This is a genomic window from Hydrogenovibrio crunogenus, assembly GCF_004786015.1.
In the GTDB taxonomy this organism is placed as follows: domain Bacteria; phylum Pseudomonadota; class Gammaproteobacteria; order Thiomicrospirales; family Thiomicrospiraceae; genus Hydrogenovibrio; species Hydrogenovibrio crunogenus.
In genome coordinates this window covers 255,297-280,301 of record NZ_CP032096.1, presented here as the reverse complement: position 1 = coordinate 280,301, position 25,005 = coordinate 255,297, and the positions used below count along the sequence as shown (strand labels likewise).

Here is a 25,005-nt window from a genome sequence, read left to right as displayed (position 1 = left end):
ATTCGTTGTGAATGACCTCACTAAAAAAGCCGCTTTTATGCGGCTTTTTTATTACCTATAATACAGAGACTATAAACAATAACGATTTATAAAAAGGAAACCGTATGGTCAGTTTAACCACCCCCATCTGTGATTTCGGCCAACCCGCCATCGAGTTTGATTTACCCGGTGTGGACGGGCAAAACTGGACTTTGGAAAAGGCCAAAGGCCCGAACGGCTTATTGGTCATGTTCATCTGCAACCACTGCCCGTATGTCAAAGCCATTCAAGAACGCCTGGCGGACGATGCCCGCATTCTTCGTGACACCTATGGCATTAACAGCATTGCCATCATGTCGAACGATCCAAATGAATATGAAGAAGACTCGTTTGAAAACATGAAAAAAGTCGCTGAAACCTACGTTTTTCCATTCCCTTACGTGATGGATGAAACACAGGAAGTCGCCAAAGCCTATGGCGCCGTCTGTACTCCAGACTTTTTTGGCTACAACGCCGATTTAAAACTGCAATACCGAGGCCGACTTGACGCCTCCCGTAAAGAAACCGCACCGGAAGACGTCCGACGCGATTTATTAGAAGCCATGAAACAAGTCGCCGAAACCGGACACGGCCCGAAAGAACAGATTCCCTCCATGGGCTGTTCCATTAAGTGGACAGAAACGGAATAGGACTTAGGCAAAGCGAAGCGCTGCAATGATCTAAAATAAATTAGAAAGTTTTGGTGAAGCTTGAACTAGAATTTGTCCAAACTTCACCCCAACTTGAAAAGTATCAAACCTTCAGCGGTAACTCTCGATAGACTTTATCGGTCAGCTGGCTGATGGCTGCGGCAAGTGCAGGTGCCACGGGGGGAACACCAGGTTCACCATAACCGCCGGGGCCATTTTCACTTTGAACAATCTCGACAATAATTTCCGGGCTCTCTTCCATAGTAAGTGCCGGATAATTATCGAAGTTGGTTTCCTGAACGCGTCCTTGTTCAAAATGAATCTTGCCTTTCAGTGCCGCCGTGAGGCCGTAGATAATGCCGGAACTCATCTGTCTTTTGACGATTTCAGGGTTCACCACCATACCGCAGTCAATCACACAATAGACTTTATCCACTTTGATTTTCCCGTTCTCTAGGTGCGCTTCAACCACTTCACCTGCAAAGCTGCCAAAGCTTTCGACAACCGCCATGCCTTTTCCAATATTGTCCGCTGACTTGGATTTCCAACCGGAGAGTTTTTCCAATTGGTTCAACACGCCTGCGGTTCTTGAATCGGGCTTGAGCAGCGCACGTCGGTAATCAAAAGGGTCGAAGCCGGCTTTTTGCGCCAGATCATTCAACATGCCTTCTAGAAAGAAGCCACTGTAGGAATGCCCGACCGAACGCCAGAAACCAACCGGAATTTTCATGTCTTCACGCACGACAGACAATGACACATTCGGCAATTGATACTCTTGATCAGCCAACCCTTCAGACATGGCACCATCAATCATGGTATCTGAACCATTGGTGAATTCGGCCATAGTGGAATCGGACACTACTTTGGTTTTCCATTCAACTGGCAACCCTTTGGCATCCGTTTTCACGTCAAACTGACAAACCGCCGCAGGACGATAAAAGTCATGCTGAATGTCTTCCGGACGAGACCAAATCACTTTCACCGGACGTTCCATTTCCATAGAAAGGGTCACGGCCTGCGCGACATAATCAACAAAGGCTCTGCGCCCAAACCCACCACCAAGATAGGTGGTGTGAATAGTGACTTGGTCGGGCTGATGCAAGCTTACATCCGCTGCGACCTTAGCGGATTGTGCCTGGTTTTGAGTCGGTGCCCAGACTTCACAATGGGAATCGGTCACATGCGCTGTGGCGTTCATCGGCTCCATCGTAGTATGCGCCAGATAAGGTGCAGAGTAGACAGCTTCATATTTATGTTCAAAATCGGTCACCGCTTGAGCCGACTTCACCGATTCACCAGATTTGTTTAAACCGTCTTTTAAACGTTTTTCGATGTTGTCGGTATTGAGACCGGTTGTCTCTCCGTCTTTAAAAGTCGGTTTGAGTTTTTCCAATCCCTTTTTGGCCTGCCAATAACTGTCGGCCACCACGGCAATGCCATGTGGAATTTTAACGATACCTTTCACACCCTTGACGGATTTGGCGGCTTTTTCATCGTAGCTGTCTACTTGCCCGCCAAACACCGGTGACTGTGCAACCGTTGCAATCAGCATGTCGGGTAATTGAACATCGATCCCAAAGACCGCGGTACCATTCACTTTACTGGGCGTATCCACTCTGTGCATGGGTTTACCAATGTAACGGTATTCACTTGCTTTCTTAAGGGTAGGACTTTTAGGGGGTTGAACCCACTTAGCCGTGTCAATGACATGCTGAAAAGCTATTTTACGTTGGGTTGCTTTATGGAGGATAAAGCCTTCTTTAACGTCACACTCCTTGGCGGAGACCTGCCATTGCTTGGCAGCTGATTCAACTAACATCTCACGCAAAGTCGCCGCAATCACACGCATCGGCTCCCACCATGCGCGTACAGCGGTACTCCCACCTGTTAATTGCATACCAAAAATCGGATTGTTGTAAAGGGAATCATTAATGGGTGACTTCACCACCACCTTTTGATAATCCGCGCCCAATTCATCGGCAAAAATCATGGTAATGGCTGTCTGTGACCCTTGCCCCATTTCGGAAACTGGAATAAACATGGCGAGTTGACCACTTTCGTCCAACTGCAGCCACCCTTTAACCGGATAGCTGTCTGAGGTTGAAGCATCCGTTTTTGCGTAGGCTTTTTGGGCTGACGGTAAATTGAAACCAAGCACGAGTCCACCCACTCCCAGTAAGCCCGCTTTTAATAACGCACGGCGACTCGGATTTTCAGGTTCAATCACTTCGACCTGAACGTTTTTGGAGGTGTGTGTTACGGATGAATCTTGGGAATCTTCTGTTGACGCCTTTTTCATTAAATCTTGCATGTTACGCCTCCTTTCGCTTTAACTCAGTGGACAGCTCAACGGCTTTCTTAATTTCTGGATAGGTTCCACAGCGACAGATATTTCTCATGGCTGACTGCACGTCTTCATCGGTTGGATTAGACGTTTTGTCTAGCAGGTCGACGGCGGATAGAATTTGCCCGGATTGACAATAGCCGCATTGTGGCACATCGATTTCTTTCCAGGCCTGCACCACAGGGTGCTCAGGATCGACGCCTTCAATCGTGATGACCGATTGATCTTTTAAAGATGAAATAGGATAGGAGCAACTGCGAACAGGATTGCCGTCAATTAATACCGTGCAAGCCCCACAGAGGCCTTCGCCACAACCGAACTTGGTGCCATTTAACTGCAAATGATCTCTTAGCACCCAAAGGAGAGGCGTATCTGAATCGGCTTCAACCGAATAATTTTTATCGTTAACAACAAGTGAATGCTTCATTAGAAAATGACCTCTTTGACAACGTAATTTTTGAATGACTGTGTTAAAAACGCAACGATGAATTCTTAACACGGAGAAAAAAGAAAAGGCATGCCGCCTTCACCAGACTGACCCGGCTCAAGCGCCAAGCCTATTTATTTGTTAACCGTTTGGTGTATTAACGTTCCCAGTAAACGCGAACGACGGTGTCTTCATCTGTGTATTGAATATCCAAATCACCTTGAAAGGCGCTTTCAATCGCCTTACCAAGACTGGTTGCCAAATGATGCTCCGTCACCGTAACCAAAGTAGACTTGTCTTTCTGATCTTCAATATCCATTAAACGCTTTAAAGGATGCTCTTGTTCCTGACGATCGGAATGGTTTCGAATAAGTTTGGCTATTTCTTCTTTGTGTTCTTCGTAGAAAGGGCCTTGCAAGGTTAAGTAACCTGCCGGCACACGATCATGTATTCTTTGGCATGCCGGACAGAGTATCATCTTGGGGTTGTCCGGCGCATTTTCCATCCACTGCCATCGTCCGGACGAAAACACCACACCACACTCTGAGCAAACCGTCGGCTCCGTCGGTTTACAACGAGCCATATAAGGGTCATGGATTTTTTCTTTGATCAGTTTATTGCCTTTACCGTTTTTATTCAAATCAACACTTTTACCACTCATGATTCACATCCTTTGTAGAAATTGGATTTTGTTTATCCTGTTGTTTTTAATGAACAAATATTTATTATTTTTTAACCTGACCTACCCAAAATAACGCAAAATTTAACAATAGTCACGTCTAAGATACGATGTGATTCGCTCAAAAATAAAACTTAAGCTTTGAAAGTACCTTCAAACAGGCTTTTTGCGTATGATTAAATTTTTCAATGAGTTAAATAACTCCTGTTTAATATTAACCAGGCCTAGCTGATTTTAATGGCATTAACGGCACCAATCGAAAAAGCGTAAAATATCGAAATGGACAGTTATCTTTCTCTATTTTTAGTCTCTTTTTTAGCGGCAACACTGTTACCCGCAGGATCGGAAATATTACTACTGGGGCTGGCCTCTGCAGGACATGATCCGTGGCATTTATGGTTTTGGGCCACACTGGGTAACACACTGGGTGCAATGCTGAATTACGCTTTGGGGCGCTATTTATTACACTACCAAAATCGACGCTGGTTTCCAATCAAACCTAAAACCCTTGAAGCCAGTCAGCATTGGTTTCAGCATTATGGTACCTGGTCGCTATTGTTGGCTTGGGCGCCTATTTTCGGTGATGCGTTAACCTTTATTGCCGGCATTATGCGGGTACGATTTTATTGGTTTGTAATTTTGGTGTTCATTGGAAAAGGTGCCCGTTACGCCATCCTGCTCGGTTTGCTCGATTGGCTGATGTCCACTTAGCGAGTCAAGCAAACTGCTCTATCATTTCGCCTTAGATGGTTACATCAACATCAGGATTGGTTGTAACGTTTTTCTCCTTTCTCTGACCTAAAATGACCAGGCCTGGGTATTTTTTATCCGTTATAACTTGTTCAGGTAAATATGATGTAACAGCTGTCTTTTTTCCTGCGCCCAGGAAACCGGATAATCCAGTCCCAAGTCATAACTGAATACATTTTCCAACGCTTTTTTCAGTTGCTTGGCATTCATATCCTGACTGTTTTTGATGTATAAGTCCAAAACGAGCTTGGTCACCAGGTAGGCTTCAAAACTGATAATATTAATGAACTTCGACGGTATTCGGCGTTCTTTGGCCTGAGAACGAAATAACTTGGCGGCCATGGTATCGCCTTGCAAATCAGGCAGCGGGCTGGTGGCCATCACATTGAGTTTTCCTTGACGGGATAGCAGTTTTTTCAACATTCCAGTACCGGCTAACGAGGTTGTGTAGTATTGAATATTTTCATCATTCACCTCTTCAATCAACTTCACCATTGCTCTGGCCGAACCAAAAAAGAACACTTTGTTTGGCAATCGTTTTTTCACGGCTTGAATGACTTGATTAAACGCTTTCATGTCATAGTTGATGATTTCAGACGCATCCATGCGTGAGCGAATTAAATCCAGCCCCATATTCACACGGGTTTTTGGAATAATGCAAAGTGACTTGTTGCCGTTTTCTTTCAATCGATCCAAAATCAGATTTATTTCTTCACTGACACCAGGTTTGAAGTTGTAAAGTCCTTTTGCATTGGGTTTTCTTAAATCGTCACAACTGTTAAATGAACCAATAATAGGCAATTTGCTACCAGCGGTTTTCTTAGCGAAGCCTTCTGATTCAAACAATGAAAAAGACGGGCCTATGATTCCGATACTTTTGGAGGAAATATGCTTTTCCACATAGGTATAAAACTGATCGAGTGAAGAGGCATCATCATAAAACTCCAGTCCGATATAGCAATCCGTGCGACGTTCTTCAAATGCAGCAAGATAGGCCAAAATCATCCCGAACTTTTGACTGTTCCCAATAAAACTGAATTTACCGGTCAATGGCAAAATAAAGGTTAGCATGGCGCGTGGGGTCGCTTTGCCCAATTTGATTTTGGATTGGGCTAAAGCAGATTCCTCTTCCTGCTGTATTTCTTCTTTAACCTCTTTGTCGTGCTTTGTAACCGTCGTATTTTCAACGTCCTTCGCTGAAGCGGTCTCCTGAGGTTGAGAAGATTGCTTGCCATCGCTGAGTTGCTTTCCCTCAACCGGGGCGGTTTCAGATAGGTTTAATTTGGTCTCAAGCGCTTCAACCATTGATAAAACACGCTCATTCTCATCTTTGTGCGGCGGCGAATCCTCGTGCTGATTAAGCTTGACTTCGGTCTCTGTCGACTCTTGTTCGGTTAAGGCACACAAATTGACGGTTTCAACCGGCATGGTTTCTTCATTCTGTTCCAACAATTCCAGTGTTTTTTCAAAGCTAAGCGAACGCGAGTACCAATACCCTTGTACAATCCGCGCGCCGAGTAGCTTGAGCTGCGCAGCAATGGCTTCACTTTCGACGCCGATTACAACCACATCCAAGTCCAAAGCATGACACATCTGCAAAGTGCTTTTAATCAGGATGGCAGACTTTTCATCGATCAAAATGTTGACGGCAAAACTTGGGTCAATTTTTAATTCGGTAATGGGATAGGTTTGTACCTGCTCCAAAGTGACATTGCCAGCACCGAAATAATCCAAAGACACTTTAAACCCTTTCAACCTTAAACGGCTAAGACCCGCCACCACCAAGGAATAAGAGGGTAGTTTTTCAATTCCGGAGATTTCAAAAACAATTTTGCCTCGGGGAATGTCCAAAGCATCGACCTTTTCATACAACCAATCGGCAAACTCAAGGTCTTCCAGGTCTTGTGTGGATAAATTAATGGAAAGCGTTAACTGGCCGTATTGATTCAATAAATCCTTAAATTGCCCCAAGGCTTGATCAACCACTTGACGCGTCATTTCATGAATAAGCCCATGCTCTTCTGCCACCGATAAAAATCGTTTCGGATAAATGACTTCATTTTCAGCAGACAAAATCCTTACCAAGGCCTCAAACCCCACCACCCGTTGAGAATTTAAGTCCACTTGGGGCTGATAAAAAACCGTAACTCGATTTTCATCTAAAGCCTGCTGTATTTGCACAGGGTTCATCAGCGTTTCTTCTTCAGTGACGGCCGACGACTCAATAGACTCTTTGCTCAAACTCTCTTCTGTTTTATTGATCAATGATTGAACAGCAGCCACATCAAACGGTTTATTTAAATGCCCAACCACTTTGATACCATATGAAGATGCCAGTCCTTCCGCACTCATCAATACGGAAGAGTCCACGCCACTCATCAACACAAGCGCGCCGCTATACTCTTGTTGTTGAAGCCATCCCAGTACTTCAATGCCATCTTTTTCCGGCATCCATAAGTCTAGAAAAATCAAATTAATCTGCTGCAGATCAGATGCTTTTAAAACGGTTGCATCCGTCACAATGCGACAAGGCACATTGAATATGTCTCCAACCGAGCAAATCAATTCTGCAACTGACAATTCATCATCAATGACTAGCGCATTTACACTCATGTAATATCCTATTTCTTGTTATTTGATTCTGAGGCTGCTTTGCGTAACATCAATCGACTTTGAACAATGCTTAACAAATGGGATTTCCGATAAGGTTTATCCAGTAAAATCATTTTATTTTTCAGTAACCGGGCCTGGTTGAGAATGTCTTTAGGGAATCCTGAACTGAAAACAATATCCACATCGGGATATTCCGATTCGACTATGCTTGCCAATTCAAAACCATTCTTTTCTGGCATGACCACATCGGTCAACATGAAATCTACTGACTGTTTTCTTAATACTGACAAGGCAGTGTCCGCACTGTAAGCCGTGATGACGTTATAACCCGCCCTTTCCAAATATTCAACAGCCAGTGCACGAACGCCCACATCATCATCAACCACTAAAATACTGAATTGTGATGGATCAAAAGCATCATCAACTTCGATAACGGACGAAGAAACAGTTGGGGTTTCAGGTGGAATGCCGGACATTAACTTCACACATTCTTCACTGTCATCTCGCGGGAAAAACAATTGAAAAGTGGTTCCGATACCTTGCTCGGTGTAAAGCTTGATAAATCCTTTGGACTGTTTCATGAAACTGAAAACTTGTGCCAAACCAAAACCTGTGCCTTTATTTTTAGGTTTGGTGGTGAAAAAAGGTTCAAAAATACTATTTAAGTTTTCCGTTTCAATCCCGGTACCGGTATCCGATACCGATAAAATGACATAATCGCCTACAGGAATTTCTCCCCCTAACACATCAAACCCTTTGTCCTCCAGCATAAAGTTTTCTACATCAATAAAAACACTCCCCCCGCCCGGCATGGCATCCTTTGCATTCGTCAACAAGTTAAGCATTGCCGTCATCAATTCATCACGATTAACCATAATCGGCCAAGCAAAACGTCTTGGACAAATTTCAAACTTTACCAGCTTGCCGGAAGCGGCTGCCAAAATGCGAGATTCCTCTTCTAAAAATGATAATAACAACACACAGTTTTCCGAAACCGGTTGTTGTCGTGCAAAGGTTAATAAGCGTCGGGTTAGCTTTGAAGCTTTTTCAGACGCTGACACCGCAGCGTTTAATTTCTCTTCAAGCTTCAACTTATCGAGTTCGGGTTGTTCCAGTAGTAACTTCGATAAATCAAGGTTTCCGATGATGGTGGTGAGAAAATTATTGAAATCATGTGCGAGATTACCGGTCAGTTTTCCAAGCGCATCCATTTTTTGTGACTGCCTGACATCGTTTTCCAATTTTTTACGCTCTGTAATATCTCGAATGATACTGATGACATGTTGTTTTCCCTTAATCGTAATCGGACTCAGGCTGATTTCCGCATCAAATGTTGCGCCATTGGCTTTCTGCGCTTTAAAGTCCGTGCCCATGGACATCACTCTTTCTTGAGGGTTTTTAGCGTATTTTTCTCTGAGCATCGCATGGTGTTTTCTAATTTCTATCGGAATCAGTGTTTCAATCGTCGCATTTAAAAAGTTATCTAACGTCATATCAAACAACTGTTGGGCTTTTTTATTGGCCATGTATATATTGCCATTGGTGTCAGACAGTAAAATCGCATCCGGGGCACTGTCTAACAATGCCCGAACCTGCCTTTCACTGTCTTTCATTTTTTGCTGTGCTTCTACAAGTTGCGTAACCTCATAAAAAACCACAGCCAAAAGTGGCGCCTCCAACACATCAGCACTCATCAAAAAGCATTGCACCCTGAAACAGCGTTTTCTGCGATTCACCATCATTGTTAATTCGTTTTGATCAGGAAGCACTCCATCAGCCAGCTGCTGCCATAAAATACGACGCGACGATTTGTGAAAAAATTGCAGCCCAGTATAGACTTTGTTTAACGCCAGTTCTGACATCAAAATGTGACCGGCTTCATTTTGAAACACAATTGCTCCGTCTTGATCGCATAAAAATAATCCGTTAGGAGATCGATTAAAAAAGTTATCGAACAATTTCTTTTGATAAAGATTATGGCGTTGTAAGCTAGCACTTTTGTTGGCATAAAACCCCAACGCCAGAGAGAAAAGAAAGATTAAGATGCTGAGCTGAACAGCCCATTGTTTTAAGCGTTCATCGTGTAATAATTGAGTATACCAGGTAGGTAAATCCGGCATTACGCAGATAATATAAAACATGCCGGATCGATTTTTCATGACTGCGTTTTGCATCACTTCAGGAGAGTCGAACAACTGAATCGCATGGACATAAAGTAAGCGGCCCGCTTCGTGCCAAAAAGAAGGCGGTGAATGTTCAATGCTTAAGACTTTCGCCAACTCAGGGTATTTTGCAAACAAATCATCCTGATGAAACCCTTGTTGCTCACCGAGAATCATTTGATCTGGCGGAGCCAACACCCAGTCAAACCGCTGATTGACAATCCAGAGCTGTTGCTGTGATTCCCTTTTCAAATTATCGAGTTTTGCCAGAAGATCATGAACCAAAAAGTTGACCACCAACACCCCCTGACGTTGGCCTTCAATGTCAAAAATGGGCGTTGAAATTCTCAATGTCGGTTTGATAGGAATCTCAACTCTATTATTTTCAATATTTAAATCCAGCTTCGAAATGGCCAACTGCCCATTTTTAAGATCCACCGCATCTTTGAAATAGTAACGCGTTGACTTATCCTGCAGATGTTCAGAAGTAACTTCCTTTACTCCCGCAGGCGTCTGGTTAAAACGAATCATTTCTTGACCCGCATTACTGATATACCGAATCTGTCCCAGTACCTGTTGATGATTGATAAAGTTAAAGTAAAGATTTCTTAAAAGTGTCAGATTAAGACGGGGAGAATTTTGAGTCAGGCTGGTGGTTTCTTCTGCCAGAAACAAGACATTTTGCGCCATACCACCAACCCACTCATTAATGAGGGTATCGGCTGCTAAAGACAGGTGTTCATTGTGAAGTTGGATACGCTCTTTTTTGCCTTCGGCATCAACCAGCAGATAAATATAAATAAAGAAGAATACCACACAGATGCCAAGCAAAAAGGTTAACGCAAAAACCTTTCCACCTTTCTTCCAAGAAGTCACAAAAGATTCTTTATACAACCTTAAGAGCATATATTCGTATTCTCTTTATAAAATGAATTAATTATAGAGTGTAGGGTATAGATTATATGTAATTTTACTGAAAAGTTTAATATGTTTCTTGATAGCAGCTTAAACCGAACGTTTCATCACAAGAAAAACTTGTCTTTGTTTAGTGAAGAGCCACTCATAAAAAAACCGCCAGGCCTGGCGGTTTTAGGTGGGTACAGACTTTTTACAGACTGCTTAGGGAGAGTTCTTCATTTTTTCTGCCACCATTTCACGATAAATATGGCGCGCATTTTCTTTGGCTAGCTGGTCGAAAACTGGACGGTCTTTATGTTTGGACTGATCAATCGCATCCACCTCTTCAATATCTCCGCCTCGATCCACTACTTTTTGTACCTCTGCAATCAGGTCGACAAAATAATCATAAGTTTGTCGCTTCACCGTTGCCATATCCGTTGGCGTGCCGTGCCCTGGAATAACCGTGACATCATTTGGCACCATCGCCATCATTTTCTCAAAGGAACGAATCCAATCTTTATAATGACTGTCATGCAATAACCCGGGAAGTCTTTCATTAAACCCTAGATCACCCGTAAAAAGTAAGTGACGAGAAGGAATATACATACCGGTCATGCTCGGTGTGTGCCCACCCCCAAAATTAATCAATTCCACTGTTTCTCCGCCCCCTACATCAATCGTCTTACGATCTTCAAAAGTTGTAAAACGTGACGTGACATCATGCACGGATTGAGTAATTGCTCGCCCCCTAGCAGCCGAATAACGTTCTTTAGTCCGCTCGAAAATTCGATGCCAGTTTTCATTGGCACGCTTTTGTGAGTAAAGGTTTTTGACACCGACGTCAGTCCAGTAGCTGGCACCAAAATAAGCATGCCCCTGGTCATTTTCCACTGCCAGCCATTTCACAGGCTTGTTCGTCAATCGTTTGATTTGTTGGTGAAAACTGTATGCCACCGCTTCATTCGGCCCACCGTTATACACAAAGACACCATCTTTAAAAATAATGGCCGATAAATTATTGTTCAAACCAAAATTGGCGCGCGTTCCCCAGATAAAACTACCCACCACGGTATAAACACCATCCATCACTTTAGTAGCTTTTGGAATCGGCAGTTCATTACCAATATACCCCACGGATTTTTCGACACTGGCCACTTCCTGAGCATACGTTTGGAAGGCCTGATTCGCGTCCGAATGTTGATTGATTGCCGCCACTTCCTTGGCATAGGTTTCGAAACTCGCCACATAAGGGTCTTGGTTTTGAGCGGCATTGGCTTGGCTTAACAAAGGTGAGAAACACAACACACCACCCAAAAACATCATCGACTTTCTAAACAACATTGTGCTTTCTCCTTCATTGGAAACCATAGCAGTAGTCTAACGTCATATCACCTTCCACACTATGCAACAAACATGCAGTTAAAGTGCCAGAGCGGGTTATTTCAAATGAAACGACCAGATTCATATTTTTATCAAATAACTGTTACAAGATGGTCATTTGGCCGCAAGATTTTCGTTATAGCATAGAACGGACACTAAATAATCATTTAAAAGAGAGTCTTTTTATGACAACGTCTGCGACACCTGCGACCAAAGAATTGTTGAATTCCGCCGTTAACAATGCCTCTATTTTCAGCCGAAAAGGGGTTTTAGATCGCTTGTTTACCCGATGGTTTGACCGATTGGTATACCCTCAAATTTGGGAAGACCCGGAGGTTGATATCAAAGCGTTGTCGCTAAACCATGATTCTCGAATCTTCACCATCTCATCCGGCGGATGTAATGCCCTGAATTATCTGACGGTGGAGCCGACATCCATTACCGTAGTCGATTTAAATGAGGCCCATATCTCTTTGATTCAATTAAAAAAAGTGGCTTTAAAACATTTGCCAGATTATGAATCGTTTTTTGATTTTTTTGGTCGCGCCAACCTGCAAAAAAATATGGACAGCTACCAAATTCACATCCAGCCCAATTTAGACCAGGCGACATTGGATTACTGGGAAGGTAAAGAAACGCTATGGGGGCCTCGCCGCATTGAGTACTTTACCAGTGGGTTTTATCGTCATGGTTTACTTGGACGGTTTATTGGCTTGATTCATTGGCTCAGCAAATCTTTGGGCTACGACATTCGACAAGTAATGCAGGCCAGAACACGAGAAGACCAGCATATGTTATTTGCAAAACATGTGGCACCGGTATTTGATACCCGTTTAATGAAGTTTTTGTGCAATCGCTCGGTGGTAATGTACAGCTTAGGCATTCCACCCGCACAATTTGATGAAATGGATAAAGAATCTAAACAAGGGCAATACGGCATGCATGATTTACTGAAAGAGCGTGCCAGACGCTTGGCATGCGACTTTCCGTTGGAAGATAACTACTTTGCCTGGCAAGCATTTAACCGTGAATATGACATTAAATACCGACGTGCTCTACCGCGTTATTTAAAAAAAGAATCTTTTGAAACCTTAAAACAAGACATTGATCGCATTCATGTTTTCCATCAATCAATGACGGATCGACTTAAAGCCACGCCAGCCAACAGCCTGAATGCTTATTTATTTTTAGATGCCCAAGACTGGATGGACACGTCGCAACTGACTGAGCTTTGGCAGGAAGTCAACCGAACGGCTATGCCAGGAGCCAAAGTCGTGTTTCGTACCGCAGGAGAAACCTCCCCACTGGAAGCAAAACTTCCTGAATCATTATTGGCTAACTGGTCGACCGACATTGAAGCCAATCATCATTGGACCCAGCAAGATCGTTCTGCCATTTACGGCGGAGTGCATGCTTACACGCTTTCGTCGGTTGCATAATGTTTTTAGAACAACTCGAACCGATGAACTCCCAGACAACCGGCCTGACAACCCAAGGCGAGGCACAGGCTTTCTACAATAGTTTGAACACGGTAGGGTTGCGCCATGCTATTCGCAATATCAACACCGAGCTCAAATTGGAAGAAATTGATGGTCGCCTGGTTCCGATCACCATCAACACCGAGCAGTATGACAACAGTTATGTCTGCTCTCCTTATACCGCTTATATTTCTTATGCGAAAGAAGAACTGGGTGTACTCAATAATCTTTTACTCGAAACCGGGTTAAAAAGTGTCATCGGGCTCGCCAGCGGTGCGTTGAAATTGGCAAAAATCAATCAAACCGTTTCAATTAATAATTGGCTGGTTTCCACCAATCTGGTACCGGACTGGTCATCGGAAACAGTATTGGATTTCACACAATCACTGAGCCAACGTTATCCCAATCACAGCTTGAGCATCCGTTCATTGAATCGCCGAACCAATGCCGAATTAATGCAAACCTTGCAACAACAAGGCTGGCTTCTGATTCCGGCCAGACAAGTGTATTTGTTCGACAACCAGAGTACGGAGTGGTGGAAACGTAATAACACCAAAAACGACCAGCGTTTATTACGCAAAACCGCTTTACAGTATGTATCAAATGAAGAACTTTTCCCCGAAGATTTCCAGGAAATCGAAACCTGTTTTAACCAATTATTTATTGAAAAACACTCACATTACAACCCACAATTCACGGCAGACTATTTTCAAGCACTACATCAGGCAGGCCTGGTCACTTTTCATTGTTTTCGAAGTATTTCCGGGCGGATTGTCGCTGCGATAGGATTATTGACACAACAAGACATCATCACCTCGCCTATATTGGGATACGACACACAACTACCAAAGTCTCTCGGCCTATATCGTTTGCTGATGGCTGTTTTGCTGAAAGAAACTTATGAAACTGGTCTTCTCATGAATTTAAGCTCAGGGGCGGGCGCTTTCAAACGGATGCGTGGCGGAGAACCGGAAATAGAATACACCGCTTTTTATGTAGAGCATTTGCCACAAAAACGGCGTTGGGCGCTGTGCCAGTTTGCAAAACTACTGAACCAAACAGCACCGCATTTATTCAAAAAATACCAAATTTAGCCGGTTAGCTTTTGACCGGGCCGACCCAAACCTGTTGCACGTTTACAAACTCCATAATGCCATGCGGGCCCAGTTCACGACCGTAACCGGATTTTTTAATCCCCCCACTCGGTAAACGAGGGTCGGTTTTCACGATGCCATTAATCGCAACTTGCCCGGCTTCAATTTCTATGGCCATTCGGCGAGCTTTATCGGTATCTGCTGTCCAAATCGATGCGGCTAACCCATAGGGCGTATCGTTGGCGATTTCTAACGCATTCTCTTCGGATGTGGCCTTCATTATCACCGCTATCGGCCCAAAGGTTTCTTCACACGAAGCTTGCATTGAAGGTGTCACATCCACCAATAATGTCGGCGGATAAAAAAAGCCTTTGCCTTCTGGCATCTCTCCCCCGAGCAAACAGCGTGCGCCTTGCTCAACAGTCATTTTTACCTGACGGTCAAGCGCTTCTTGTAAATCGGCTCGCGCAATCGGCCCCACTTGCGTATCTTCTTCTAAAGGGTCACCCATTTTCAATCGGGCTAAGTGCGGCTTAAAGGCTTCAATAAAGTCATCGTAAACCGAGGCCTCCACAATGATTCGTTTGGCGGCGATACACGATTGTCCGGCATTAATGATACGAGACAACGCCAGGGTTTCGGCTGCCTTTTCAATATCGGCATCTGCCAGCACCAAGCTCGGATCTGATCCCCCTAACTCCAATACGGCGGGTTTTATATGTTTTGCAGCCAAAGAAGCCACTTGACTGCCAGCCCAGCTCGACCCGGTTAATGAAACTGCACAGACCGCTTCATGCTCTAAAATATGAGCCACTTGTTCATTATGAACCCGAAGATTCTGCATCAATCTGGGATGACCGGCTTTTTCAAATAACTTGGCAATGGCTTCCGCGCAGGCGGGGACATGCGAGTCGTGTTTCATCAAGCAAGTGTTGCCGGCCATCAATGCTGGCGCACAAAAACGAAAAGCCAGCCAGAAAGGGGCATTCCAAGGCAAAATGCCTAATACCGGTCCTAACGGTAAATGCTGAACATAACTCAATGAAGCATCCGATTCCAAGGTTTTCGGTTCAAGATACGACGCTCCTTTTTCAGCATAATGCCGAGCACACCAGGCAGCTTTTTGCACTTCCCCTCGTGCCTCTTTAATCGGCTTACCCATTTCTAACGTCATCAGTCTTGCCAACGCTTCCTCATCTTCCAACATTAAATCGGCCACTTTATTTAGCAGTGCGGCACGTTCTTCAAAGCTGGTCTTGCGCCAAACGTTAAATGCGTTTACTGATTTTTCAATTGCCAAATCAACCGCTTGTGTCAACATGGTTTTGTACTGATGAATCACTTCCCCCGTTGCGGGGTTGGTTGCTGTAAACATACTGACTCCTTACGCCGGTGTTTCGGATTTTTTCGTTTTTTTGTTTTGAGAAACCGCTTTAATCGATGTTTCATTGGAAGCCGGCTGACCCGATTTCAAGGTAAAGTTTTGCTCAACATCCTCAAAAAAAGAGCCGCACCCGGTTTCGGTAATATAAAAGGTATCTGAAATACCACAGGTCTTATCGCCATCGATTCCCCACATCCAAGGAATCACATGAAAGGTCATTCCCGGCTCTAACACCGAACTGTCTCCCTGAAATAAACTCAAGATATAACCTTCATCCCAGCTGGGCGGGAAAGCAATCCCGATGGAATAGCCCGACCGGGTAATCAGTTTAGCACCGATTTCATTATCCGATATGATGTTTCGGATCATATTATCCACATCGGAAACCGTCATCCCGGGGCGCATTTTTTCACGCGCATGTGACAAGGCCACTTTCATGATCTCCTGTGCCTTATACATGCTGTCAGTCAATTCACCACAGATGGCGGTGCGCATCATCGCCGTATGATAACGGCGATAACATCCTGCCACTTCCATAAAGACGTGTTCGCCGGGTTGCACTTCTCGTCCTTCCCAGGAAGCGTGCCCAATCATGGTTCTGGGGCCGGATGTCACATACGGCATCACCGCTGGAATTTCGCCACCGGCGGCAAACATAGCCTGGCTGATCGCGCCGCCAATTTCATTTTCGGTCACACCGGGTGCACACGCTTCAATGCCCGCTTTCATACCGGCTTTTGTCGCCAGCGCCGCTTTTCTCATGGCGTCTAGCTCATAACTGGATTTGCAAACACGTCCTTGTTCCACAATACCGAAACAGTCCATCAGACGGCTTTTGGTAAAGGTGGTATGAAAAGTATCCTGATGATACGCTGGGAAAAAATAAGAATTTCGTTCATAGCCGATTGATTTTCCCGCCAAGCCAAACTCCACCAATGCAGAAATCAACATTTGGATTGCATCCCCGGTATCGGGATAAGGCCGTGTAATTTCCACCCAGGTTCGTGCCAAAACATTCGACTCTTCCAGCTTACGCGTCACCATAAAAGGCTCACTTTCCAACGGCACCACTAGCGCTTGAAAGAAGGAATACCCCGTTGTCTGATAATCGGTTAAATACATCAGGTTTTCCGGGTCGGAAATAATCACCGCATCGAGCAGGCGCTTTTCCATACGCTGTCTCAGTTCATGTACTCGACGCTCATACTCCGAAAAAGGAAAGGTCATATCATCGCGTTCTATCATGACTTCATCTCCACTTGACGTTGTAAAGCCTGTTCTAAAATCGCCAGGCCTGCCTGTAATTCCTCTTCAGGAATGGTTAAAGGCGGAATCAACTTAATCACTTGGCCACCAACGCCACAAGGTCCAAATAGCATGCCGTGATCAAAACAGTCTCGTGCGACGGCTTTGGCCAAAGCCCCATCTTTGACATCCAAAGCTTGCATCATGCCTTTGCCTCGAACACAAAAACCGTGCTCAGAATAACGTTCTGCTAACCCCTGCAAGTATTGTTGCATAATCTGCCCTTTGGCACGGGTTTGCTCCATCAAGTCATTATTTTCAAAAAAACGTAAGGCTTCACGTCCTGCCACAAACGAAATGTTCTGACCACGAAACGTTCCGGTATGTTCACCCGGCTTCCAATGTTTATCATGTTCTGGTTTGACTAAATTCATCGCCATGGGGGTTCCGAGGCCACCGATGCCTTTTGCCAAAGTGACAATATCCGGATCGATCCCCATATTTTCAAAACTGAAATAATGACCCGTTCGACCGCAGCCTGCTTGAATATCATCCACAATGAGCAATGCGCCTAAATCTCGCGCCAACGCCTGAAGAGCTTGCAACCATTCCGCCGAGGCGACATTCACGCCCCCTTCGGCCTGAATCGCTTCAACAATAAACGCCGCGGGCTTTTCCGCGCCACCTGAAGAATTTTCATACAAAGCTCGCAAGGTATCCAAGCTTTCAATCCCACCCCCTTGGTTGCTTTCAAAAGGCCAGTGAGACACCATGGTCAAAGGCACACCAGATGCATTACGAAACACCTCATTCGCAGTACATGCCAGAGCGCCCAATGTCATGCCGTGAAACCCCTGACTAAAGGCAACAACCTCTTTACGTCCCGTGACTCGGCGTGCTAACTTAAGCGCCGCTTCCACTGCATTGGTTCCGGTTGGCCCCATGAATTGAAGCTTATAGTCCATTTTTCGGGGTTTCAGAATAGTTTCTACAAACCCTTTAATAAATTCACGTTTAGCCCCAGTCATCATATCCAAACTATGGAGCACCCCATCGTTTTGGATATATTCAACAATCGCCGCTTTCAGCTTAGGGTGATTGTGCCCAAAATTAAGCACACCCGCGCCAGCATAGAAGTCGATATATTCTTTACCATTTTCATCCGTCTGCTTAGCATTTTCGCCTTTGACAAAAACAGCCGGATAGGACCGTGCATACGCACGAATTTCGGACTCATAACTTTCAAACCAATCCATCTACTCTCTCCTTCTAATGCAACACACCGAGTTTCTGAATGAAATCATTCAGGAATCGGCGCACCTGCCAAACGACTAAAAACCTTAACGACGTGCTCGATGATTCGATCATTAAAAACATACTCCGGGCTGTGACAGGGCGCTGAAAAACGCAGGCCACCTGCCGAGTCTTCAGCCATCCCAACCAACGCAAACGCACCGGGAATCGCCTGTAAGTAATAACTGAAATCTTCTGAAGCCATCAACGGCATCAATACATCCGATTCTGTTGCTGTCTCACCGAATTCGGCCTGCAAGGCCGTTCGATATGCTGCTGCGGAATCAGTCTGGTTGATGGTCGCATCGTACCGGGCTCGAATGTCGATCTCAGCCACTACGCCATAGCTGCTTGCCGTGTCATTCGTAATGTCTTCAATCAATTGATTAATCGGCGCTCGCCATTGTGGTTGTGATAGCCGAATACTTCCCTCAAGCTTGACATGTTCTGGAATGACCGTGACATTACTCACGGCATTGATGGAAGTCACGCTGACCACAGCATTGGCCTGCGGTGGCAGTCGACGACTGACAATTTGTTGTAGATTTAAAGTCACGGCGGCAGCGGCTAAAACAGGGTCATGCGTCATCTCAGGTTGAGAGGCATGCCCTCCTTTACCTTTTAGCGTAATGTGAAAAGTCCCGTTGCCGGACATAACCGGGCCATCCGGACAAAGTGCTTTTCCAAAAGGGAGTGCTGGCCAGTTATGCCAGCCATATAGACGATCGATACCGTTTAAAGCGCCGTCTTCAATCATTTTTTTTGCGCCATGCCCACCCTCTTCAGCCGGTTGAAAGAGTAATGAAATCGGGCTGGGCAATTCGGATTCGTGGTGCTTAAACCAAGCGGCGGCGGCAAGAAGTGTCGCGGTGTGCCCGTCATGACCGCAGGCATGCATTTTGCCGGATTCAACCGAGCAACAATCCACCCCGGAGGCTTCTGTAATCGGCAAAGCATCCATATCCGCGCGAAACCCGATATGCTGCCCATCCGACTTGGAAGAAAGGGTGGCAACCGTCCCATATTTTGCACAGGCTCGCCAAGGGATACCCAGCTCGGTTAACTGCGCACGAATATAGTCAGCGGTTTGGGTTTCTTCCCAAGTGAGTTCTGGATGCTGGTGTAACCAGTGACGACTTGCGATCGCCTTTTCCAGAATGTCCTGCCAAGGCTTAGTCATTGTTTCTCCTACAGAATAGAAAAACCATTTCAGAGAATCGTTGGATTAAATCCACAATAATTTGTTATTAGAGAAATCAGAACCAATTTAATTAAAATCAATATTTTCAATTAGTTACTATAAATAACACATCATTTCATTGAAGGTGATTGCATCAAGTTCGCACCACTTAATTCATAAGAAGCACCAAAAAGACTCTTGTCTGGCCTGACCTTCAAAACACCAATAATTATTTTGACGTATTACATACAGTAACACATTGTTTTTATTCGGCACAAATACAAAAGTATGACAAAGCCATCCCCCCCCTTGGGAAAGCTTACTTTATAGAACCTTCAGTCAATTTTCAGTTCTCCAAATATGTCAAAAAGATGAAATTTACGGGAAAAGCGATCAGTTTCCCGGAATAGAAAGCAACAAGCTGATAAAATAACCGTCATTTTCACAGAAACGTTAAGAACACCTATGAGCAACGCCCAACTTATCTTTATTGATAAACGCAACCAACCGATTAAAGAATACATCGTCGCGGTTGCCGCTTCCGATGGATTAAATATTAAAGGCATTCAGATCATTGCCTCCCCTGCAAAGGGCGAAAAAGCGCTCATAAGCGCCACCGTCAAAATCCCGCCGCTGGAAGATTTACAGTTCGATACCTCTAAAATTGTGAATGCGATTCTGGACGAGCTTGTCGTGGGCGAAGAAACATTAAGTGTGAAAGAATTGATTGAGCGTGCGAGTGACGATGAAGACGTCCGTAAATCCTTAAGCAAGTCCGTCAAAAAACTCAAAACCAAGCTCACGGAGCTCATCAAAGAATTTACTGGATCAGAGGTCATCAACTTGATTCAGGAACGCCGTAATGATGCCAACTTCAAACTGAAAGAACACGATCAAGAGCTGAAAGGCAATAAGGTTGTCTGTATTGATATTGAAGCCACCGACATTTGCACCAAAGACAATGCCGACATCATCCAAGTCTCTATTTGTGATTTGGAGGGCAATGAATTGTTGAACCAACTCATCAACCCTGGTTACGACATTCCTGAGAACGATAAGCACAACATCTGTACTGAGATGGTTCAAGATGCGCCTTTCCTAGCGGATGCCTGGGATGAAATCCACCGTATTCTGGCAGAAGCAGACACCGTGCTGGCTTACAGCACCGAATCTGACTTTGCTTATCTGGAAAAAAGTGCCGAAAAGAAAATGCTGACGTTTGAGCTGGATTACAGCAAGTGGCTGGATGTCGCAGAGCTTTCCAAAGACTTAGTCGGTGCATTACGCTGGCAATCGGAAAAAATGTATTGGTTCTATAAAACGCCGAAGCTAACCGATGCGTATGCCAAAATCATGGGCAAACCTTTCCCGGGCGATGCGCACGATGCCTTAGCCGATGCCCAAGCGACAGCCGAATTATTTAATGCCATGCTGATGCGAGGCCGTAAATCACAAGTGAAGATTAAAAAACCTGAACCGGTGAAAGACGAAATTTCGAACAACCCATTTGCGCAGGCCTTTGCGGCTGCCAAACGTAAGTCGAAATAAGACGAGTCGTTATGTCACAACAGCCCACATTCAAACAACTGGAAAAAGCGCAACAAGGCGATTCGTTTGACTGGGAAGCCGTTAAAAAACAAGTCAAATATGACGATAATGGTCTGATCCCAGCCATTGCGCAGCAATTCGACAGCAAAGAAGTCTTAATGATGGCTTGGATGAATGAAGCCGCGTTGCAAGAAACTTTGGAAACTGGACGTGTCTGTTACTGGTCACGTTCACGTCAGTCTTACTGGCGTAAAGGGGAAGAATCCGGGCAAATTCAGCTTTTAAAAGACCTACGTTTTGACTGTGACGGCGATGCCATTTTGTTGTTGGTGGATCAAACAGGCCCAGCCTGCCATACCGGACGGAAGAGCTGCTTTTACACCGCCATTCATGACCATCAGGCCGAAATCTTAACCAACCCGATTATTGATCCTGAAGCGCTGTACAAAAAATAACCGTTTTCTGAATCAAAAAATGGCCAGGCCTGGTCATTTTTCATTAACGTTCAAACGCTTAATCTTCCAGCTTGACCTCAAATAATTCACGTATCACCATTGTTGCATAACTGCCAGCCGGCAAAGCAAAGCTCACAGATAAGGTGGACTGATCTAGCCACTCCCAACGCATTTCTTTCGGTAAAACCCTTAAAGCACGACGCTCTTGCTTTAAACCAAGCTTTTCTAACCCGGCCTGCCAGATCGGATGCTTCTCCAACACGGATTGTTCTACCTGAAAAGCGCCACTCTGAGAGGGCAATACACCTCGACCGGTTAACGCACCGGTAGGGTGTAGATCCTTTTCGACAACTCGCTTGGACAAAGCAGGATCACCATCATCAGCAAACCATTTCTGAGACCCTTCTAGCTGGAAGACATCTCCAGGAACTGCACGGTTCCAAGAACCTTGACGCACACGTTCACTCAAAATTTCATTAAAAATCCAAGACCGTGCTGCGGAAATGTATAAAGATTTCTGATGGCGTTTTGGAGATTTTATCTGACCTTGAAACAAGGCCGTGGCTTTCGCAAGATTTTGAAAATCGTTTCCAAAGCGCTGTTCTCCGAAATAATTCGGCACACCTTTTTCTGCAATTTTCTGCAAGCGGCTTTCAATTTGATCCGAATCACCTTCAATGTCACGCAATACGAGCGTGAATCGATTGCCCGACAAGCCCCCGGTTTGCAGTTTTCGATGATGACGGATTGCTTTTAAAAGCGTGACACCTGGCACGTCCAGGCTTTCGATATCGGGCGCTTGTTTTCCAGGCAAATGAAGACTCATCCACTGTCGGGTGATCGCCTGACGGTCTTTTTTACCTGCAACCCCCATCTCTTTGGGGGTAATCCCTGCCCAGCGGGCAATTTGTTTGGCAACCCAATCAGTGTTCTGTCCAATTTTTTGCACCCAAACCCATAAATGCTCACCTTCTCCACTCAGCGCATAAGCAATCAGTTCCTCTACTTGAAAATCAGCTGGCTCGGCTTTTAATGCTGCAACACTTTCTGGGCGACCATATGCATAGGCAAAATGAGATAAGGAAACAGGGTTCGGCATAAGGGTTCAATTCTTGTTAAATGAAAAAATAAAGGCCTGATAAGAAAATCTTACCAGGCCTGGGTTTGAGTCTATCCAACCTAAAAACGCAAACGATGAAAGAGTTTAAAGATTTCTAAACAACTTCTCTTCAATCGGCAGCTCTTTTCCTTCTGGCTCATCCAGATAAATCTGGATTAAAACCTGGTTAATATTGCCCGGCACCATGAAATCTTTAATCATTTGACGAGCACCGACAGGGGAATCTTTATTGATGTAATTATAAAGATTTCGAAGCTGGCATTTATTGTCCGGATCCGAGGCCCGTGGGCGTAACATATTGCCCCCTTCCAGCATGTAAGATTGGTTGGTTATGATTTTGACATGATGGTAATAATCGGCCGTCAAAGGTTTTTTAAAACAAATCTGAAGCATGCGGTCGAAGTTTCCGGAACCTTTGTCCAGATTGTCCACAATCTGCACAGAGGTAACTTCAACCGGCGGCTTTGAGCAACCGCCCAACCCTACTGACATCAGCAAAGTTAGTATGATTAGCCCGAGATTTCTAATTCGGCGGTCACTCATCATATTCACTCCTTTTAACAAGTCCTGCGCAAAATATACTCAAACGGTCACGCTTTATCAAATTAAACAGGAAAATATCAAATCTGGTTTTGCTGAATACCGGCAATTTGCCAATTGCCCTCTCCAACAGCTAAGCGGCGAATATGCCAGATTTCATTAAAAGCATGGGCCACGTCATTACGTTCTTCTTTAATAAAGCCGCTGAAACGTACACTGACGATAAAATATTCGCCATCAACAGCCATATCGACTGTTTCAGCATTCAACTCATCAACCTCAGTATGATTTTCTCCAGCTTGAAGAGAATCCATCTCAGACTGCAATGCGGCAAAGAGTTCCGGCGTGCAATAATCTGTCAATTCTCGGGCATCTAGAGTATCCCACGCTTTCTGAACAGCTCTAAAATGCTCTTTAGATGCCTCTATAAAGCTCGCTTCATCAAACCATTCTGGTTTTTCCAAGGTAAGGTCTGCTTGTTCTGGCAAGGCAGACCCAATGATGCTTCCGCTTGCATTTGGTTCATAAGTCGGCACATGAGTTTCACGCATTTGCTCCACCGTTTGGCGAGATTCCGTTTCGTAAGCTGAATGTGACGGGGCACGAGAATAAGCCGGTTGCATCATGGCTGCCTGACGTTTTTTCAAAAAGCTGAACAGCAAGAATGCCACCAACGCAATTAGCATGATATCCAGTAACTGAATACCATCAAATCCATCGCCAAATAACATCGCAGCCAACAAACCACCCGCTGCAATACCTGCTAAAGGCCCTAAAAATCTTGAAGCGCCAGATGGTCTAGTGCCCGCCGCCGTGGTATTGCTTTTCGCATTGGCCGCATCGGTTTTTGAACTGGGTTTGGTGCTATTAAATTTTTTAGGTGCGATTTGTTTTGAATAACCAAAACTACCCCCGCCACCAAAACGCTTTGCTTCTGCGACCTGCATGGTCGCAAAAAATGTAAATGTGATCATTGAAAGCCAAAGTGTTACTTTTTTCATGTGTCGCCTTTTGTACTTCTAGAATTAGATTGGAATGATTGTATCCATTTTAACGATACTTTGCTTGATTAAGATTCAAGCTTTCACGCACCGTGAAATCGTATAGTCTTTACCTTGTTTGACTTTGTCATAATTGCCAAACACTTCCATGAAGTTTCGCTTCATGTACTGTCTTAATCCGTTGATGGTTACCACCACAAATTGTCCGCCGGGTTCAAGCTGTTCATGTACATCATGCAGCAGAATGCTCAGCATTTCTTTTCCCACTTTTGCTGGAATATTGGACACCACGGTACTGAACTTCAACTCTTTCGGCACATTACTCAAGCCATTAGACAAATACGCTTTGGCATGCGTCAATCCATTCAACTCGGCATTTTTATTCGCGTACTCCACCGCGACAAAATCCTTATCCACCATATGCACTTCGCCTTGCGTATTTGCGGCTATCGCCAAACCAAGAGGACCATATCCACATCCTATATCCAATACCGTTTCTTGCGGTTTTAAATCCAAATGTTTGAGCAACAACCACGTGCCGGAATCAATTTCTCTCGGACTGAAAATACCCCAAGTGGTATGAAAGGTCAGCGGCTTGCCTTTCAATTCAGCCTGAAAAACAATATCTTGTTTGAGTTGCGCGATGTCGCTCATAATGGGTGTAACCTTTGTTAACGGTTTAAATCAATCGAATTGCCATCCAATCATCAGAAGGACGCAAAAATAACGCAGATTGGGCAATTT

The 25,005-nt window shown here is 44.7% G+C and carries 20 protein-coding genes; 6 read left to right on the top strand and 14 right to left on the bottom strand.

Annotated features, from left to right (window positions below; translation table 11 throughout):
- The first annotated feature begins 104 nt into the window (after positions 1-104).
- Positions 105-668 carry a thioredoxin family protein gene (locus tag GHNINEIG_RS01195; RefSeq protein ID WP_135794966.1) on the top strand — a complete coding sequence of 188 codons (564 nt, stop codon included), beginning with the start codon at positions 105-107 and terminating at the stop codon, positions 666-668.
- 103 nt (positions 669-771) lie between these two features.
- On the opposite strand, the gene GHNINEIG_RS01190 is transcribed toward GHNINEIG_RS01195, so the two are convergent.
- The 3 genes from GHNINEIG_RS01190 to GHNINEIG_RS01180 form a co-directional block, all read right to left on the bottom strand.
- Positions 772-2,979, bottom strand: a complete 2,208-nt coding sequence (locus GHNINEIG_RS01190) for a xanthine dehydrogenase family protein molybdopterin-binding subunit (RefSeq protein ID WP_135794965.1) — start codon at positions 2,977-2,979, stop codon at positions 772-774.
- Position 2,980: 1 nt separating this feature from the next.
- Entirely contained in the window at positions 2,981-3,439 is a 459-nt protein-coding gene (locus GHNINEIG_RS01185) for a (2Fe-2S)-binding protein (RefSeq protein ID WP_135794964.1), read from the bottom strand.
- 157 nt (positions 3,440-3,596) lie between these two features.
- Entirely contained in the window at positions 3,597-4,100 is a 504-nt protein-coding gene (locus tag GHNINEIG_RS01180) for a BCAM0308 family protein (protein ID WP_135794963.1), read from the bottom strand.
- 297 nt (positions 4,101-4,397) lie between these two features.
- Between GHNINEIG_RS01180 and GHNINEIG_RS01175 the strand changes: the two genes are divergently transcribed.
- Entirely contained in the window at positions 4,398-4,829 is a 432-nt protein-coding gene (locus tag GHNINEIG_RS01175) for a YqaA family protein (RefSeq protein ID WP_135794962.1), read from the top strand.
- A gap of 120 nt (positions 4,830-4,949) precedes the next feature.
- On the opposite strand, the gene GHNINEIG_RS01170 is transcribed toward GHNINEIG_RS01175, so the two are convergent.
- The 3 genes from GHNINEIG_RS01170 to GHNINEIG_RS01160 all read right to left on the bottom strand — a co-directional run bounded on the left by GHNINEIG_RS01170 (position 4,950) and on the right by GHNINEIG_RS01160 (position 11,884).
- A complete protein-coding gene (locus GHNINEIG_RS01170) occupies positions 4,950-7,481 on the bottom strand; it encodes an EAL domain-containing protein (RefSeq protein ID WP_135794961.1) in 2,532 nt (843 codons plus the stop codon).
- A gap of 8 nt (positions 7,482-7,489) precedes the next feature.
- Positions 7,490-10,519: a PAS domain S-box protein gene (locus GHNINEIG_RS01165; RefSeq protein ID WP_189636904.1), complete on the bottom strand. Its 3,030-nt coding sequence runs from the start codon at positions 10,517-10,519 to the stop codon at positions 7,490-7,492.
- A gap of 243 nt (positions 10,520-10,762) precedes the next feature.
- Entirely contained in the window at positions 10,763-11,884 is a 1,122-nt protein-coding gene (locus GHNINEIG_RS01160) for an MBL fold metallo-hydrolase (protein WP_135794959.1), read from the bottom strand.
- Between the two features lie 224 nt (positions 11,885-12,108).
- Here GHNINEIG_RS01160 and GHNINEIG_RS01155 point away from each other — a divergent pair, with 224 nt between their 5' ends.
- Together GHNINEIG_RS01155 and GHNINEIG_RS01150 are read left to right on the top strand one after the other, a co-directional pair.
- On the top strand, positions 12,109-13,362 hold the full coding sequence (locus GHNINEIG_RS01155) for a DUF3419 family protein (protein WP_223260910.1): 1,254 nt from the start codon (positions 12,109-12,111) through the stop codon (positions 13,360-13,362).
- Entirely contained in the window at positions 13,362-14,495 is a 1,134-nt protein-coding gene (locus GHNINEIG_RS01150) for a GNAT family N-acetyltransferase (protein ID WP_135794957.1), read from the top strand. The genes GHNINEIG_RS01155 and GHNINEIG_RS01150 overlap by 1 nt, the downstream gene beginning before the upstream one ends.
- Positions 14,496-14,499: 4 nt before the next feature.
- On the opposite strand, the gene GHNINEIG_RS01145 is transcribed toward GHNINEIG_RS01150, so the two are convergent.
- The 4 genes from GHNINEIG_RS01145 to doeB2 are packed head-to-tail and all read right to left on the bottom strand — an operon-like array spanning position 14,500 to position 19,597.
- Entirely contained in the window at positions 14,500-15,870 is a 1,371-nt protein-coding gene (locus tag GHNINEIG_RS01145; RefSeq protein ID WP_135794956.1) for an NAD-dependent succinate-semialdehyde dehydrogenase, read from the bottom strand.
- 9 nt (positions 15,871-15,879) lie between these two features.
- Positions 15,880-17,124 carry an ectoine hydrolase gene (doeA, locus tag GHNINEIG_RS01140; protein ID WP_135794955.1) on the bottom strand — a complete coding sequence of 415 codons (1,245 nt, stop codon included), beginning with the start codon at positions 17,122-17,124 and terminating at the stop codon, positions 15,880-15,882.
- On the bottom strand, positions 17,121-18,380 hold the full coding sequence (gene ectB, locus GHNINEIG_RS01135; RefSeq protein ID WP_135794954.1) for a diaminobutyrate--2-oxoglutarate transaminase: 1,260 nt from the start codon (positions 18,378-18,380) through the stop codon (positions 17,121-17,123). The genes doeA and ectB overlap by 4 nt, the downstream gene beginning before the upstream one ends.
- Positions 18,381-18,424: 44 nt before the next feature.
- Positions 18,425-19,597: a N(2)-acetyl-L-2,4-diaminobutanoate deacetylase DoeB2 gene (gene doeB2 / locus GHNINEIG_RS01130; protein WP_135794953.1), complete on the bottom strand. Its 1,173-nt coding sequence runs from the start codon at positions 19,595-19,597 to the stop codon at positions 18,425-18,427.
- A 465-nt stretch (positions 19,598-20,062) separates the two neighbouring features.
- On the opposite strand from doeB2, the gene GHNINEIG_RS01125 reads away from it, so the two are divergent.
- Positions 20,063-21,145, top strand: a complete 1,083-nt coding sequence (locus GHNINEIG_RS01125; protein ID WP_135794952.1) for a 3'-5' exonuclease — start codon at positions 20,063-20,065, stop codon at positions 21,143-21,145.
- Between the two features lie 11 nt (positions 21,146-21,156).
- Positions 21,157-21,600 (top strand): phosphoribosyl-AMP cyclohydrolase, encoded by a 444-nt coding sequence (gene hisI, locus GHNINEIG_RS01120; RefSeq protein ID WP_135794951.1) that lies wholly within the window; start codon positions 21,157-21,159, stop codon positions 21,598-21,600.
- Between the two features lie 58 nt (positions 21,601-21,658).
- Here the strand turns inward: hisI and truD are convergent, their stop codons facing one another.
- The 4 genes from truD to GHNINEIG_RS01100 all read right to left on the bottom strand — a co-directional run bounded on the left by truD (position 21,659) and on the right by GHNINEIG_RS01100 (position 24,915).
- Positions 21,659-22,699 carry a tRNA pseudouridine(13) synthase TruD gene (truD, locus tag GHNINEIG_RS01115; protein WP_135794950.1) on the bottom strand — a complete coding sequence of 347 codons (1,041 nt, stop codon included), beginning with the start codon at positions 22,697-22,699 and terminating at the stop codon, positions 21,659-21,661.
- A gap of 105 nt (positions 22,700-22,804) precedes the next feature.
- Entirely contained in the window at positions 22,805-23,266 is a 462-nt protein-coding gene (locus tag GHNINEIG_RS01110) for a hypothetical protein (protein ID WP_135794949.1), read from the bottom strand.
- A gap of 74 nt (positions 23,267-23,340) precedes the next feature.
- The gene (locus GHNINEIG_RS01105; protein ID WP_135794948.1) at positions 23,341-24,261 is read right to left on the bottom strand and encodes a Tim44 domain-containing protein; all 921 of its coding nucleotides are present in this window, start codon (positions 24,259-24,261) and stop codon (positions 23,341-23,343) included.
- 75 nt (positions 24,262-24,336) lie between these two features.
- Entirely contained in the window at positions 24,337-24,915 is a 579-nt protein-coding gene (locus tag GHNINEIG_RS01100; protein ID WP_135794947.1) for a class I SAM-dependent methyltransferase, read from the bottom strand.
- Positions 24,916-25,005: the final 90 nt, after the last annotated feature.